The 12,607-nt window shown below is 64.1% G+C and carries 11 protein-coding genes and 1 pseudogene; 7 read left to right on the top strand and 5 right to left on the bottom strand.

Features of this window, described 5'->3' with window-relative positions; all coding sequences use genetic code 11:
* Positions 1 to 34 precede the first annotated feature (34 nt).
* Complete coding sequence (locus IVB47_RS27400; protein WP_007614677.1) at positions 35 to 490, bottom strand: GatB/YqeY domain-containing protein; 456 nt, start codon at positions 488 to 490, stop codon at positions 35 to 37.
* 33 nt (positions 491 to 523) lie between these two features.
* Entirely contained in the window at positions 524 to 1,354 is an 831-nt protein-coding gene (locus tag IVB47_RS27395) for an alpha/beta hydrolase (RefSeq protein WP_256378941.1), read from the bottom strand.
* A 44-nt stretch (positions 1,355 to 1,398) separates the two neighbouring features.
* Between IVB47_RS27395 and carA the strand changes: the two are divergent.
* Both carA and IVB47_RS27385 read left to right on the top strand, forming a co-directional pair.
* Positions 1,399 to 2,590 (top strand): annotated as a pseudogene (carA, locus tag IVB47_RS27390) (glutamine-hydrolyzing carbamoyl-phosphate synthase small subunit).
* A 128-nt stretch (positions 2,591 to 2,718) separates the two neighbouring features.
* The gene (locus IVB47_RS27385) at positions 2,719 to 3,240 is read left to right on the top strand and encodes a hypothetical protein (protein WP_247465916.1); all 522 of its coding nucleotides are present in this window, start codon (positions 2,719 to 2,721) and stop codon (positions 3,238 to 3,240) included.
* 123 nt (positions 3,241 to 3,363) lie between these two features.
* On the opposite strand, the gene IVB47_RS27380 is transcribed toward IVB47_RS27385, so the two are convergent.
* Positions 3,364 to 3,888, bottom strand: a complete 525-nt coding sequence (locus IVB47_RS27380; RefSeq protein WP_027565316.1) for a DNA starvation/stationary phase protection protein — start codon at positions 3,886 to 3,888, stop codon at positions 3,364 to 3,366.
* A gap of 113 nt (positions 3,889 to 4,001) precedes the next feature.
* Here IVB47_RS27380 and IVB47_RS27375 point away from each other — a divergent pair, with 113 nt between their 5' ends.
* Positions 4,002 to 4,703, top strand: coding sequence for a class I SAM-dependent methyltransferase (locus tag IVB47_RS27375; RefSeq protein ID WP_247282519.1), 702 nt, complete (start codon positions 4,002 to 4,004; stop codon positions 4,701 to 4,703).
* A 280-nt stretch (positions 4,704 to 4,983) separates the two neighbouring features.
* On the opposite strand, the gene IVB47_RS27370 is transcribed toward IVB47_RS27375, so the two are convergent.
* On the bottom strand, positions 4,984 to 5,355 hold the full coding sequence (locus IVB47_RS27370) for a helix-turn-helix transcriptional regulator (protein ID WP_247465915.1): 372 nt from the start codon (positions 5,353 to 5,355) through the stop codon (positions 4,984 to 4,986).
* A gap of 111 nt (positions 5,356 to 5,466) precedes the next feature.
* Here IVB47_RS27370 and IVB47_RS27365 point away from each other — a divergent pair, with 111 nt between their 5' ends.
* The 3 genes from IVB47_RS27365 (at position 5,467) to greA (ending at position 10,931) form a co-directional block, all read left to right on the top strand.
* Positions 5,467 to 6,636 (top strand): MFS transporter, encoded by a 1,170-nt coding sequence (locus IVB47_RS27365; RefSeq protein ID WP_247465913.1) that lies wholly within the window; start codon positions 5,467 to 5,469, stop codon positions 6,634 to 6,636.
* Positions 6,637 to 6,780: 144 nt separating this feature from the next.
* The gene (carB, locus tag IVB47_RS27360; protein ID WP_027565320.1) at positions 6,781 to 10,245 is read left to right on the top strand and encodes a carbamoyl-phosphate synthase large subunit; all 3,465 of its coding nucleotides are present in this window, start codon (positions 6,781 to 6,783) and stop codon (positions 10,243 to 10,245) included.
* 212 nt (positions 10,246 to 10,457) lie between these two features.
* The gene (gene greA / locus IVB47_RS27355; protein WP_007596674.1) at positions 10,458 to 10,931 is read left to right on the top strand and encodes a transcription elongation factor GreA; all 474 of its coding nucleotides are present in this window, start codon (positions 10,458 to 10,460) and stop codon (positions 10,929 to 10,931) included.
* A gap of 89 nt (positions 10,932 to 11,020) precedes the next feature.
* On the opposite strand, the gene IVB47_RS27350 is transcribed toward greA, so the two are convergent.
* Complete coding sequence (locus IVB47_RS27350) at positions 11,021 to 11,500, bottom strand: Lrp/AsnC family transcriptional regulator (RefSeq protein WP_007596676.1); 480 nt, start codon at positions 11,498 to 11,500, stop codon at positions 11,021 to 11,023.
* A 265-nt stretch (positions 11,501 to 11,765) separates the two neighbouring features.
* Here IVB47_RS27350 and trxB point away from each other — a divergent pair.
* On the top strand, positions 11,766 to 12,607 hold an 842-nt coding region (gene trxB, locus IVB47_RS27345; RefSeq protein WP_247465911.1), incomplete at its 3' end, for a thioredoxin-disulfide reductase.

Raw genomic sequence — 12,607 nt, 5'->3', positions numbered from 1 at the left:
ATCCACCCTCTCCCACAAGGGGAGAGGGCAAGAACTAGCCCGTCAGAGCAGCCTTCACCAAACCGGACGCCTTGCCGAAATCCATCTGGCCCGCGTACTTCGTCTTCAGCACGGCGATCACCTTGCCCATGTCCTTCATGCCGGCGGCGCCGGTCTCGGCGATGGCATCCGAGATCGCCTTCTTGACGTCGTCGTCCGACATCTGCTTCGGCAGATACGCCGAGATCACCGCGATCTCCTCGCGCTCCTGCGCCGCGAGCTCGGCACGGCCGCCCTTCTCGTAGAGCTCGACCGATTCCTGGCGCTGCTTGATCATCTTCTGAAACACGCCGAGCAGGTCCGCGTCCGAGAGCGGCGGCTTGCCGCTGCCGCGCGCCTCGATGTCGGCGTTCTTGATGGTCGAATTGACCATGCGCAGCGTGGACAGCTTGCGCTCTTCCTTGGCCTTCATGGCCTCCTTGACCGCATTGTTGATGTCGTCGCGCAGCATGATCGTGCTCCCCTAGCATATCCGAGGCCTGATCTAGGCCGTTCGCGGCCCTGAGACAACCGGGGGGCCCAGCCATTCGACCAGCGCGCGCACCGTCGCCGCGGGCTGCTCCGGCTGCGGCAGGTGTCCGCAATCCTCCAAAACGACGAGCCTTGCACCGGCAATGCCCTCCGCCATCTCCTTCGAGAGTGCGTTGGGAATCGTGTTGTCCGCATCGCCCGTCAGCACCAATGTCGGGCATTTGATCGTCGCAAGCGTCGGCCGTGAATCCACCCGCGCGATGATCGCGGTCTGCTGTCGCAGATAGCCTTCGACGCCGACGTCCTCGCCCTGCTCATGCACGAGCTGGCGAATACCGGCATCGTCGCGGCGCGACGGATGCACCAGTTCGGGAAACATCTCCTCGCGCGCGGCACGCAGCTCGCCGCGCCTGGCCCGCTCCATCAGGCCACGGCGGCGCGCGGTCGCCTCCTCCGTGTCGGGCCGCGCCTGAGTGTTGATCAATGCCAGCCTGGCCACCCGCTCGGGCGCCTGGCGCATGATCTCGAGGGCGATGTAGCCGCCCATGGAATGACCGGCGAGCGCGAAGCGCGGCGGCGCCTCGCTCAGCACACGCCGGGCGATCGCCGCCATGCTGTCGTCGCGAATATGGTTGGCGACCATCACCGGGCCGAACCGCCAGAGCGACGGGATGACCGGCGCATAAATCCGGGCCGAGGAAGCTAATCCCGGAACCAGCAGAATCGGCATCGTCTGGTCCATTATTGCCTCCCAAGCCCTCGAATTTGCCGGAAATTGTGCCGCGGAGCTTAGGGGCCCAAGGCGACCTGTCAAATATGCAAAAACGCATGTGAATCGGCGCATCTCCGCTTTGACGTCGGCGCCCGCGGGGACTATGAACCGGGCTCATGACACAACATGATAACGATCACGCCTGGCCGGACCACAAACCGACCGCGCTGTTGGTGCTTGCCGATGGCACGGTGCTGGAAGGCTTTGGCCTCGGCGCCGAAGGCCAAAGCCGTCGGCGAGGTCTGCTTCAACACCGCGATGACCGGCTACGAGGAGATCCTCACCGATCCCTCCTATGCCGGCCAGCTCATCACCTTCACGTTCCCGCATATCGGCAATGTCGGCACCAATGACGACGACATCGAGACGGTGAACATGGCCGCGACGCCCGGCGCGCGCGGCGTGATCCTGCGCACCGCGATCACCGATCCCTCGAACTACCGCGCCACCAAGCACCTCGACCAGTGGCTGAAGGCCCGCGGCATCATCGGCCTGTCCGGCATCGACACCCGCGCGCTGACCGCGCTGATCCGCAACAAGGGCATGCCCAACGCCGTGATCGCACACGCCAGGGATGGCGAGTTCGACCTGCACGGCCTGAAGGAAGAAGCGCGCGAATGGCCCGGCCTCGAGGGCATGGACCTCGTGCCGATGGTCACCTCCGGCCAGCGTTTCACATGGGACGAAACGCCCTGGCTCTGGGACAAGGGCTTTGGCCGTCAGGACAAGCCTGAGTTCAACGTGGTCGCCATCGATTACGGCATCAAGCGCAACATTCTGCGCCTGCTCGCCGGCGTCGGCTGCAAGGTCACGGTGGTGCCGGCAACGACGTCATCCGAGGACATCCTGGCGATGAAACCGGACGGCGTGTTCCTGTCGAACGGTCCCGGCGATCCGGCCGCGACCGGCAAATATGCCGTGCCCGTGATCCAGGACGTGATCAAGTCGGGCACGCCGACATTCGGAATTTGTCTCGGCCATCAGATGCTCGGCCTCGCCGTCGGCGCCAAGACCAAGAAGATGCACCAGGGCCATCACGGCGCCAATCATCCCGTGAAGGACGAGACCACCGGCAAGGTCGAGATCACTTCGATGAACCACGGCTTTGCCGTGGACGAGAGCACCCTGCCGACCGGCGCGACGCAGACCCACATCTCGCTGTTCGACGGCTCCAATTGCGGCATCCAGCTCGACGGCAAGCCGGTGTTCTCGGTGCAGTACCACCCCGAGGCCTCGCCGGGTCCGCGCGACTCGCACTATCTGTTCCAGCGTTTTGCGGATCTGATGCGGCAGAACAAGAGCGCGTAAGGCGCGCGCGCTCTTTCGCAATTAACGTCATGACAAAGAGCCCGGGCCTGGTCCCGGGCTTTTTTCGTGAAAGGAACGCCGCTTAGCTCCCTTCGTTGATCCCTGCTACGCTCACGCAGGAGCCCCTTATGTCCGTCGTCCGCGACAATGCCGAGCCGCTCGCCATCGTGTTTGAGGATGACGGGCTCGTGCCGAACAATATCCTCCCCTTCCTGGTCTACCAGGCCGCGGTGAAGCTCGATTCCAGACAGCCGGAAGAGACGATCGAACGCTTGTTCGAAGCGAACGGCTGGGGCGGCACGTGGCGCAATGGCGTCTTCGACTATCTGCATTATCACGCGACGGTGCACGAGGTGCTCGGCGTTGCGCGTGGCAGCGCGCGCGTCCGCTTCGGCGGCGACCATGGCCAGGAGCTGGAGATCAAGGCCGGCGACGTCGCGATCCTGCCCGCCGGCACAGGTCACCAACGCATCAAGGCGAGCGAGGATTTCTGCGTGATCGGCGCTTATCCGCCGGGTGCGAAGATGGAGGTCACCCGCGCAACGCCCGAGAACCACGCGAAAACGCTGAAGACGATTCCAAACGTCGCGCTGCCGCCGGCCGATCCGGTGACGGGGAAGGACGGAGCGTTGATGCGGTTGTGGCGGTAGCTACAAAGACGGTGCCGTAGGGTGGGCAAAGCGAAGCGTGCCCACCAAACAGTTTGAACTGCGGATAGATGGTGGGCACGGCGCGCGAAGAGCGTGCCTTTGCCCACCCTACGACAGCGTCACCTACGCCTCGTTCGCGCCCTCCTGTCTCGTGGCTTCGAACAGGAACCAGGTGCGGCGCTCGGTCTCGTCGATGAAGTTTTCGAGGATGCTGGCGCTGGCGACGTCACCGGCGTCGTCGCAGACCTCGTGTGCCTTGCGCATTGCCGCGGCGACATGCTTGTTGTCCTGCATCAGCTCGCGCAGCATCTCGCGCGGCGGGACATAGTCTTCGTTGTTGTCCTTGATGGTCTGAAGCTTGGCGATCTGCCCGATCGACTTCAGCGTGACGCCGCCGATCTTGCGGACGCGCTCGGCGAGCTGGTCGGTGGTGGCGAAGATCTGGTCGGACTGCTCGTCAAGCAGCAGATGATAATCGCGGAAATGCCGGCCGCTGATGTGCCAGTGGAAATTCTTGGTCTTCAGATACAGCGCGAACGCGTCTGCCAGAAGCACGTTGAGCGCCTCCGAAACCTTGTTGACCGCCTGGGACGACAGATCGGTGGGTGTATCGAGGTCGGGCGAGACCTTTTGTGGGGCTTTGCTCACGGGAAACCTTCCTGTTAGGACGCAGATATTGACGGCGCGCCGCCGCACCCCTAACGCAGGCGGGCAGCGCCGGTTCCTTCAGCGGAACCGTTTGGCCGGGGCCCTCGAATACCATGGACGATTGGATCGATTACTACGACTCGACGCACACGATCTATGTCAGCAAGCTGCATCGCGACTTGCACTTCCAGATCATCGCCCGGGACATCATCGGCTACATTTCTTCGCCCGAGGCGACCGTGCTCGACTATGCCTGCGGCGAGGCGCTGTCGGCGAGCCAGGTCGCGGCTGTCTGCGGCAAGTTGATCCTCGCCGAGCCCGCGCCCGGCGTGCGCGGCCGGTTGATCGCGCGGTTTGCCCCGAACACGAAAATCCGCGTCCGCTCGCTCGATGACGTCCACAACATGCAGGAGCAGTCGATCGATCTCGTCGTGATGAACTCGGTCGCGCAATACATGGCGCCGGACGAGCTCGACGCCGCGCTCCTCAACTTCCGCCGCATCCTGAAGCCCTCCGGCAAGCTGGTGCTCGGCGACATCCTCCAGCCCAATGTCGGCATGTTCAGGGACGTCACAGCGCTACTCAGCTTCGGCCTTCGTCACGGCTTTTTGAAAGATGCGCTGATCGGGCTGATCAGCACCGCGTTGTCGGATTACCGTCAGCTGCGCACGCGCATCGGGCTGCAGCGCTACAGTGAGGAGGAGATCACCGCCAAGCTCAAGACCGCCGGCTTCACGGTCCAGCGCGCTCACCGCAATATCGGCCACAATAGCTGGCGCATGACGTTCGTCGCGCGGCCGCCATTAGTTCGGTAAACCTGTCGGATTCGGTAAGCTTCCTGAGTTCGTTAAGCATAACGTCCGCCTGAGGTGGCTTGTCGCACCCCGATCAGTAATGATCGCCGCGGCCCGGTGGCGGAAGTGTCTACGCGAGGGCGATGCATCGCTCTTTATCCTGGTTCAAATCCAGGCCGGGTCTCCACGCTTCGCCCCTGCGGGGCTACGCGTGGCGCAGCCACGCGAGACCCGAAGGGGCGAAGCGTGTCCGGCGTAGCTGGAGCGAAGCGCAAGCGAAGACGGACTGGCCGCCCAATCCTCAATCAGCCTCAACCAGATCGTGCTCCGACAGCAGCCGCAGCCGGTCGGCATCCTTTGCCGCGGACGTGATGACTGCATCGAGCAGGCCCGGAAAGCGTGCGTCCAGATCCGCGCGGCGCAGCCGCACGAACCGGTTGGTGCCGGCGACGCGGGTCTGCATCAGGCCGCATTCGCGTAGCTTGGCGAAGTGATAGGCAAGATTCGACTTGCCGCTGAGCGCGTTGAAGTCGCCGCAGCACAGCTCGCCGCTGACAGGTTCCTGCTGGGCGAGCTGATACACAATCGCCAATCTGATCGGATCGCCCAGGCAATCCAGGACCATCGGCAGTTCGATCTGCTCGCGGGTGGGGTGAGGAGGCGTGCGGCTCATGGTCTGAGATCATAGCGAAATGGCCTCAATGTTCAATAGTTCTTGAACCAATTGACTCCGGACCCGGTCCCACCCATAGTTCAATAAACGTTGAACATAGGGATTTTCCTGATGAGCATATTCTGGCTGGCCTTGGCGGCCTTTGCGATCGGCACGGAAGGCTTTGTCATTGCTGGGCTTTTGCCGTCTATCGCAACCGACCTGGCGATTTCCGTCCCCGCCGCCGGCCAGTTGGTCACGGCCTACGCCCTCACCTACGCGGTCGGCTCGCCGATCCTGGCGGTGACGCTGAACAATATCGACCGCCGCACCGTGCTGGCCCTGGCGCTATCGACTTTCATTGCCGGAAACCTCGCGGCCATGGTGGCGTCGAATTACGCCCTGTTGCTGGGCTCGCGCATGCTGATGGCGCTGGGCTCCGGGCTGTGCATGCCGACCGCGCTGGCCGTATCCGTGGCCGTCGCCGCGCCGGAGCGGCGCGGCCGCGCGGTGGCACTCGTCACCTCGGGCCTCACGGTTGCGACCGTCATCGGCGTTCCGCTCGGCAATCTCGTCGGCAGCCTGCTCGGCTGGCGCGCGACCTTTGCCATGGTCGCCCTGATCGGCGCCGTTGCGCTCGCCGGCCTCCTGCTCGGCCTGCCCCGCGGCCTGCCGCGCAACACAGCCTCGCTCAGCGATCGGCTGGCGGTGGCGCGTCACCGCAATGTCCTGACGGCGCTTCTGATCACGATTTTATGGGCGCTCGGCGGCTTCACCGTGTTTACCTATTTCGCGGTCCCGCTGCACGGCCTTGGATTCGACGCCTCGCAGATCAGCCTCGCGCTGCTGGTGTTCGGCGGCGCGGCCGCGATCGGCAACATGCTCGGCGGCGTCCTGGCCGACCGGCTCGGCACGCTCGCCACAGCAGGTCTCGGGCTTGCCGGCATGGCCAGCGCGCTGATCCTGCATTCGCTGGTCCTGAAGCTGATGCCGGGACAGGCGCATTATGCGGTGCTGGGCGCGATCTTCCTCTGGGGCATCTCGGGATGGGCGTTCTACCCGGCCCAGGTCGCCAGCATCATCCGGATCGAGCCGCAGGCCTCGATGATCGCGCTCTCGCTCAACGCCTCGGCCATGTATCTCGGCTTTGCGATCGGCGGAGCCTTGGGCGGCGCCGTGCTTGCGGCGTGGAGCCCGGCGGATCTGGGCTGGGTCGGCGGATTGAGCGTTTCGGCGGCTCTTCTGGTCCATCTCGCCCGCGGCTGGCAGGCCCGGCCAAAACCCGTCAAAATTGCCGGTTGATGGGCGTTTTTCGGGGTTTCGCCGCCCTGAAAACTGGTCTAAGACCCACCCCGCGCGCGAGGGGGACCAACGCGCTCTCGGCCAAAGGGACGCGCAGCAGGCGCGCCCTTTTTTTGTGCCCAAATTCCACTTCGGCGAGAGTTGATGCCCAAACGTACAGACATCACCACCATCCTGATCATCGGCGCCGGTCCCATCGTGATCGGCCAGGCCTGCGAGTTCGACTATTCGGGCACCCAGGCGGTGAAGACGCTGAAGGAAGAGGGCTATCGCATCGTCCTCGTCAATTCCAATCCGGCCACCATCATGACCGACCCGGAATTGGCCGATGCGACCTATATCGAGCCGATCACGCCCGAGATCGTCGCGAAAATCATCGAGAAAGAACGTCACGTCATTCCCGGCGGCTTCGCGCTGCTGCCGACCATGGGCGGACAGACCGCGCTGAACTGCGCGCTGTCGCTGCGCCAGCAAGGCACGCTCGACAAGTTCGACGTCGAGATGATTGGCGCCACCGCGGACGCGATCGACAAGGCCGAGGACCGCCAGTTGTTCCGCGAGGCCATGACCAAGATCGGGCTCGAGACGCCGAAGTCGCGGCTCGCCAACGCCTCCGCCCTGAAGAAGTCCTTCCGCGACAAGTACCAGGCCGATCGCGCAAAGGCATCGGGCGCTGCGCTCGAAGAACTCGAGCGGCAGTGGACGCTCGGCGAGAGCGACCGCCGCAAGCGCTATCAGGAATATGCGCTCGGCCAAGCGCTGATGGCGCTATCCGAGATCGGCCTGCCCGCGATCATCCGCCCCTCCTTCACCATGGGCGGCACCGGCGGCGGCATCGCCTACAACAAGGAAGAGTTCCTCGACATCATCGAGCGCGGCCTGGATGCGTCTCCCACCAACGAAGTGCTGATCGAAGAATCCGTGCTCGGCTGGAAAGAGTACGAGATGGAGGTGGTGCGCGACAAGAAGGACAATTGCATCATCGTCTGCTCGATCGAGAACCTCGATCCGATGGGCGTGCACACCGGCGATTCCATCACGGTGGCGCCGGCGCTGACGCTGACCGACAAGGAATACCAGATCATGCGCGACGCCTCGCTGGCGGTGCTGCGCGAGATCGGCGTCGAGACCGGCGGCTCCAACGTGCAGTTCGGCGTCAATCCCGAAGACGGCCGCATGGTCGTCATCGAGATGAATCCGCGTGTGTCGCGTTCCTCCGCCCTGGCTTCGAAAGCCACCGGCTTTCCGATCGCAAAGGTCGCCGCCAAGCTTGCGGTCGGCTACACGCTCGACGAAATCGCCAACGACATCACCGGCGGCGCCACGCCGGCCTCGTTCGAGCCGACGATCGACTACGTCGTCACCAAGGTGCCGCGTTTCGCGTTCGAGAAATTCCCCGGCGCCTCCACCACGCTGACCACGTCGATGAAGTCGGTCGGCGAAGTCATGGCGATCGGCCGCACCTTCCAGGAAAGCCTTCAGAAGGCATTGCGCGGGCTCGAGACCGGCCTCACCGGACTCGACGAGATCGAGATCGAAGGTCTCGGCCGCGACGACGACAAGAATGCGATCCGCGCCGCGCTCGGCACGCCGACGCCGAACCGACTGCTCCAGGTCGCGCAGGCGATGCGGCTCGGCTGGTCGGACGAGGAGATCTTCAATTCCTGCAAGATCGATCCGTGGTTCCTCGGTGAGATGCGCGGCATCGTCGATATGGAAGCGAAGGTCCGCAAGAACGGCCTGCCGGGCAACGCCTTCGGCATGCGCACGCTCAAGGCCATGGGCTTCTCCGATGCCCGGCTTGCGGTGATCGCGGAGACGACGGAGGCGGAGGTCACGGCGAAGCGCCACGCGCTCGGCGTTCGCCCCGTCTACAAGCGCATCGACACCTGCGCGGCCGAGTTCGCTTCGCCCACGGCCTACATGTACTCGACCTATGAGGCGCCGTTCGCGGGCGCGCCTGCGGACGAGAGCTCGCCGTCCGACAAGAAGAAGGTCATCATCCTCGGCGGCGGCCCGAACCGAATCGGCCAAGGCATTGAATTCGACTATTGCTGCTGTCACGCCTGCTTCGCGCTGCACGACGCCGGCTACGAATCCATCATGGTCAACTGCAACCCGGAGACGGTGTCGACCGACTACGACACTGCGGACCGGCTCTATTTCGAGCCGCTCACCGCCGAGGACGTGCTGGAGATCATCGCAAAGGAACGCACGAACGGCACGCTGCATGGCGTAATCGTGCAGTTCGGCGGCCAGACCCCGCTCAAGCTCGCGCGCGCGCTGGAAGCCGCCGAAGTGCCGATCCTCGGCACCTCGCCCGACGCCATCGACCTTGCGGAAGACCGCGACCGCTTCAAGCGGGTGCTCGACAAGCTGCGGCTGAAGCAGCCGAAGAACGGCATCGCGTATTCGGTCGAGCAAGCGCGCCTGGTCGCAACCGATCTCGGCCTGCCGCTGGTGGTGCGCCCGTCCTACGTGCTCGGCGGCCGCGCGATGCAAATCATCCGCGAGGAGAACCAGCTCAGCGATTACCTGCTCGGCACGCTGCCGGAGCTGGTGCCGGGAGACGTCAAGGCGCGCTACCCGAACGACAAGACCGGCCAGATCAACACCGTGCTCGGCAAGAACCCGCTGCTGTTCGACCGCTATTTGTCCGATGCGACCGAGATCGACGTCGACTGCCTCTGCGACGGCAAGGACACCTTCATCGTCGGCATCATGGAGCACATCGAGGAAGCTGGCATCCATTCCGGCGACAGCGCCTGCTCGCTGCCGCCGCACTCGCTGGACGACAAGATGATCGAGGAGCTGGAGCGGCAGACCCGCGAGCTGGCGCTCGGCCTCGACGTCGTCGGCCTCATGAATGTGCAATACGCCATCAAGGACGGCGAGATCTACGTGCTCGAAGTCAATCCGCGCGCCTCGCGCACGGTGCCCTTTGTCGCCAAGGTGGTCGGTACGCCGGTCGCGAAGATCGCGGCGCGTATCATGGCCGGCGAGAAGCTTGCCGATTTCAAGCTGAAGAAGGCGAAATTCGACCATGTCGGCGTGAAGGAATCGGTGTTTCCGTTCGCCCGCTTCCCCGGCGTCGATACCGTGCTCGGCCCCGAGATGCGCTCGACCGGCGAGGTCATGGGCATCGATCGCTCCTTCGCGGTGGCGTTCGCCAAGAGCCAGCTCGGCGGCGGCACACGAGTGCCGCGCAAGGGTACGGTGTTCGTCTCGGTTCGCGAGAGCGACAAGACGCGCATCACCGAGGCCGTTCGCGAGCTGCATTCGCTCGGCTTCAAGGTGCTGGCGACATCGGGCACGGCCCGCTTCCTGACCGACCAGGGGATCCCGACCGAGAAGGTGAACAAGGTGCTGGAGGGCCGGCCGCACATCGTCGACGCCATCACCAATGGCGAGGTCCAGCTCGTCTTCAACACCACCGAAGGCCCGCAGGCGCTCGCCGACAGCCGTTCTCTGCGGCGCGCGGCCCTCTTGCATAAAGTGCCGTATTACACCACTCTTTCCGGGGCCGTGGCGGCCGCGCAGGGCATCCACGCCTATCTGGGCGGGGACCTTGAGGTTCGGACCCTGCAGAGCTACTTTTCGGAAACCTGATCGCGAGCGGGAGGCCCAACCTTCCGCTAAGTGATTGGCGATGAAGCCACTATGGCCGGAGGAACTGTCCGGCCATATGGTTGTTCTGTTCCGGCGCCAAGCCCATATGAACGTTCGGCGGCACGCGCGTTGAGCCCCCGGACAGACTGACGAATCAAGTTGCGTGCGCGTTGACATGTCAGGGCGCGCGCGACCGAAGGACGAGAGAAGAGATGGAAAAGGTACCGATGACTGCGGGCGGCTTTGCCGCGCTCGGGGAAGAACTGAAGAAGCGCCAGTCGGAGGACCGTCCGCGGATCATCGAGCATATCGCCGAGGCGCGCTCGCACGGAGACCTGTCGGAGAACGCGGAATACCACGCCGCGAAGGAAGAGCAGTCCCACAATGAAGGCCGCATCGCCGAGCTCGAGGACAAGCTCGCGCGCGCCGACATCATCGACATCTCGAAGCTGTCCGGCGACACCATCAAGTTCGGCGCGACCGTGACACTGGTCGACGAGGACACCGAAAAGAAGACGGTGTGGCAGATCGTCGGCGAGGTCGAGGCCGACGCCAAGAAGGGCCGCATCTCCATCACCTCGCCGCTCGCGCGCGCGCTGATCGGCAAGAAGAAGGGTTCAACCGTCGAGGTCAACGCACCCGGCGGCGCCAAGGCTTATGAGATCACCAAGGTGGAGTGGCGGTAGCGATTTGCCGTTGCGTGTGATTTGAAAAAGGCCGCGCACTGCGCGGCCTTTTCTGTATCTGCGTGTTGCTCGCAATGACGGAGGAGACGCTACCTTCGTCCCCTCACGTCGAGCGGCACGGCCGCCTCGTATTTCGAATTGTGCAGCACCAGCGAGGTCCGCACGTTGCGGACGTGCGGGGCGGCGGTCAAATGGGTGACGAAATCCTGGAAGGTGGCCATGTCGGGTGCGACGCATTTCAGGATGAAATCGACTTCGCCCGACAGCATCCAGCACTCGCGCACCAGCGGCTCGGCGCGGACGAACTCCTCGAAGGCGCGCAAATCCGCCTCGGCCTGGCTGGAGAGGTGCACTGCGGCAAACACCGTGACGTCGAAGCCGAGCTTGCGCGCGTCCAAGAGCCCGCGATAGCCATGGATATACCCCTCCTCCTCCAGCGCCCGGACTCGGCGCAGGCAGGGCGGTGGCGAAATGCCGACGCGCTTGGCCAGCTCGACATTCGTGATTCGACCGTCGGCCTGAATCTCGGTGAGAATTTTCAGGTCGATCTCGTCTAGGTTCCGCGACACGTGATTGGAACTCCTGGCCTTTGCGGCGGTATTGATGGCTCTGTCGCAATCCTCATAGCGCAGACCACGCACTCGGCGCAATTTTATTGCGCGTGCAGCGCAATCGACTTTTGTTCCCTGTTGGAAAAATCCGCCGACAGGGAATGCAATTCTTGCATAGCTCACCAGAAGGCTTAGATTACCTCTGATATTTCAGCGCCTCCGCGAGGCCTCCCGGCACGTTCCGCGCCCGCGCTGCAGTCCCCCGTGAAAGGCATCTGTCGAAATGTCCGCCGCTGTCCATGCAAAGGTCATCATCATCGGCTCCGGCCCCGCCGGCTACACGGCGGCGATCTACGCCGCGCGCGCGATGCTGGAGCCGATCCTGATCCAGGGCATCCAGGCGGGCGGCCAGCTCACCATCACCACCGACGTCGAGAACTATCCGGGCTTCGCCGACGTGATCCAAGGCCCCTGGCTGATGGAGCAGATGGAGAAGCAGGCGCTGCATGTGGGTACCCAGATCAAGACCGATCTGGTGACCAAGCTCGACACCTCGCAACGCCCCTTTCGCCTGACCTGCGACAGCGGTGACGTCTATCTCGCCGACACCGTCATCCTCGCCACCGGCGCCCAGGCGCGCTGGCTCGGGTTGCCGTCCGAAGCGAAATTCCAGGGTGGCGGCGTGTCGGCCTGTGCCACCTGTGACGGCTTCTTCTACCGCAACAAGCAAGTCGTAGTGGTCGGCGGCGGCAATACGGCGGTCGAGGAAGCGCTGTACCTCACCAACCATGCCTCGCAGGTCACCATCGTGCATCGTCGCGATCACTTCCGCGCCGAACGCATCCTGCAGGAGCGTCTGTTCAAGCACCCTAAGATCAAGGTGGTCTGGGACTCAGCCGTCGACGAGATCTGTGGCACCGAGAACCCGAACAAGGTCACCCATGTGCGACTGAAGAACGTCAAGACCGGCGCGTTGACCGATGTGCCGACCGACGGCGTCTTCGTCGCCATCGGGCATGCCCCGGCGACCGAGCTCGTAGCCGGACAGATCAAGCTGAAACCGTCGGGCTATGTCGAGGTCGCCCCGAACTCGACCGCCACCTCGGTGCCCGGCCTGTTCGCCGC

The sequence above is a fragment of the Bradyrhizobium sp. 62 genome (genome assembly GCF_023073035.1).
Classification (GTDB): domain Bacteria; phylum Pseudomonadota; class Alphaproteobacteria; order Rhizobiales; family Xanthobacteraceae; genus Bradyrhizobium.
This window is presented reverse-complemented; position numbering and strand designations above follow the sequence as displayed.

Bases quoted from the DNA above. Each gene is read 5' to 3' on its own strand.
- greA (WP_007596674.1), top strand. From the start codon at position 10,458: ATGGAAAAGGTACCGATGACTGCGGGCGGCTTTGCCGCGCTCGGGGAA.
- IVB47_RS27365 (WP_247465913.1), top strand. From the start codon at position 5,467: ATGAGCATATTCTGGCTGGCCTTGGCGGCCTTTGCGATCGGCACGGAA.
- IVB47_RS27385 (WP_247465916.1), top strand. From the start codon at position 2,719: ATGTCCGTCGTCCGCGACAATGCCGAGCCGCTCGCCATCGTGTTTGAG.
- IVB47_RS27375 (WP_247282519.1), top strand. From the start codon at position 4,002: ATGGACGATTGGATCGATTACTACGACTCGACGCACACGATCTATGTC.
- IVB47_RS27400 (WP_007614677.1), bottom strand. From the start codon at position 490: ATGCTGCGCGACGACATCAACAATGCGGTCAAGGAGGCCATGAAGGCC.
- IVB47_RS27395 (WP_256378941.1), bottom strand. From the start codon at position 1,354: ATGCGCCGATTCACATGCGTTTTTGCATATTTGACAGGTCGCCTTGGG.
- carB (WP_027565320.1), top strand. From the start codon at position 6,781: ATGCCCAAACGTACAGACATCACCACCATCCTGATCATCGGCGCCGGT.
- IVB47_RS27370 (WP_247465915.1), bottom strand. From the start codon at position 5,355: ATGAGCCGCACGCCTCCTCACCCCACCCGCGAGCAGATCGAACTGCCG.